The sequence below is a fragment of the Epilithonimonas tenax DSM 16811 genome, assembly GCF_000428485.1.
GTDB classification, from domain to species: domain Bacteria; phylum Bacteroidota; class Bacteroidia; order Flavobacteriales; family Weeksellaceae; genus Epilithonimonas; species Epilithonimonas tenax.
The window spans coordinates 1-1,779 of sequence record NZ_AUAA01000094.1 but is presented as its reverse complement, the minus strand read 5'-3'; the positions used below and the strand labels follow the sequence as shown (position 1 = coordinate 1,779).

The 1,779-nt window shown below is 30.1% G+C and carries 2 protein-coding genes; both read left to right on the top strand.

The window, feature by feature from the left end; genetic code table 11:
• Positions 1-144 precede the first annotated feature (144 nt).
• Positions 145-816 carry a GumC domain-containing protein gene (locus F564_RS0117625; RefSeq protein ID WP_141824932.1) on the top strand — a complete coding sequence of 224 codons (672 nt, stop codon included), beginning with the start codon at positions 145-147 and terminating at the stop codon, positions 814-816.
• 4 nt (positions 817-820) lie between these two features.
• Positions 821-1,546: a superoxide dismutase gene (locus F564_RS0117620; RefSeq protein ID WP_028123731.1), complete on the top strand. Its 726-nt coding sequence runs from the start codon at positions 821-823 to the stop codon at positions 1,544-1,546.
• The last annotated feature ends 233 nt before the right edge of the window (positions 1,547-1,779 follow it).

Below are 1,779 nucleotides of genomic sequence, written 5' to 3'. Positions count from 1 at the left end.
GTGCTAAATTGAACATTTGGAATTCTAATAAACATTTGTGCTAAACTGAACATTTGTGCTTCGATTTCCCCACCATCGCAAAGCCCCAAAACGTTGGTAGCAAGCGTCCGAGAACCGAAAACTAACGAGAAACAAATCTTAAAAATGCCGAAAACAGCTTCAATATTTTTAATTTTCTTTGTATTTGCATCCTGCAAATACAAAGAAAATTCTTGGCTGAATAATTACAAGGAAATCAAATGCAAATACGCAAAAATCGAGGAATTAAGAAGAAATGACAGTTTAAATAAAATCAATAAATTAGGAAAAGAATTAGCCGAAATTAAAACTGAAATTAGTAAAATAGACAAACCAATTATTGAAGAATTAGCAAATTTAGAAAATTCAAGAAGTGAAATTGTTGTTGAATATTTAAGTAAAAGTAATCAAATTATAGACCAACAAACTGACAAATTTGGTCATAACTCAACACCTGAATTTGAAAAGAAACTTTCTCAAAATGAAAAAGAAGCAAATTCAAAAACCAAAGTTTTTGAAAACAAAATTGAGTTTTTAAATCAAAAATTAGCTGAAAACAATAAATATCAAGAACTGAAAGCTAAAGAAGGTAAAATTAAATCTGAAATAGCTGAAGAATATATTTCTATAAAAGAAAAATATTCAAAGCAATTAGAAAATTTGCAATACGATTTAAATTATCTGAATGCTCAATTCAAAAAATTAACATCAAATTTAAATACTCAAGAATTAAAAACATTAACAAAAAAAAGAGACAGCATTAAACAAAATCCGTGTAACTTTACAATCAAAAATTAACAAAATGAACAGAAAAGATTTTTTAAAAAGTGGATTAATTTTAGGCGGAGCAACTTTGTTACCAACAAATTCTGTTTTTAGCCAAAGTCTAATCGAAAACAAAACTGATTTGTTAGTTGACAAAGACGGAAATTTTTTCCAACAACCTTTACTTTATTCTGAAAGTTTTCTTGAACCTTTTATGGACGCAGAAACTTTACATCTGCATTACACTTTTCATCACGGCGGAGCTGTAAAAGGTGCAAACAAAGATTTGCAAATGATAAAAAAATCTTTAGACGAGAATAATCTTGAAACTGTCGATTATTGGACAAGAAAATTATCTTATCATCTTTCTTCTCACATTTTACATTCTATATTTTGGACAAATTTAACCAATAAAGCAAATTTACCGAAAGGCGATTTATTAAAACGAATAGAAAAAGATTTTGGAAGTTTTGATAAATTAAAAATGTATTTAGCAAAAACTTCAAAAGATGTTGATGGAAATGGTTGGGGAATTTTAGGTTACCAACCTTACACCGACAAATTGACAATTTTACAATGTGAAAATCACGAAAAATTAACACAATGGGGCGTAATTCCATTACTTGTAATTGACGTTTGGGAACACGCATATTATCTAAAATTCAGAAACAAACGAACCGATTTTGTCGACAATTTATTCAGCATAATAAATTGGGATAACGCATCCGAAAGATTAGAAAACGCATTAAAAATGATGAAATAGAAAACGGAAAAACGAAACCGCCCAAAACGCCAGCCACCAACAGCAGTTTGGCAATATGGCGGTTTTTGGGCTTAATTTGAAGTTGGTTTTGTACTTGCGAAGTTCAGTGTTTAACCGAAAGTTTAGGCTTCGTTAATCCGCCACATCGCCAAGCTGCAAAACGTTAGTGGCAATGCCAAGCCAAAACAAGGAACAATGAAACCTGAATTGAAAAGGATAAGAAAAGTAGAATA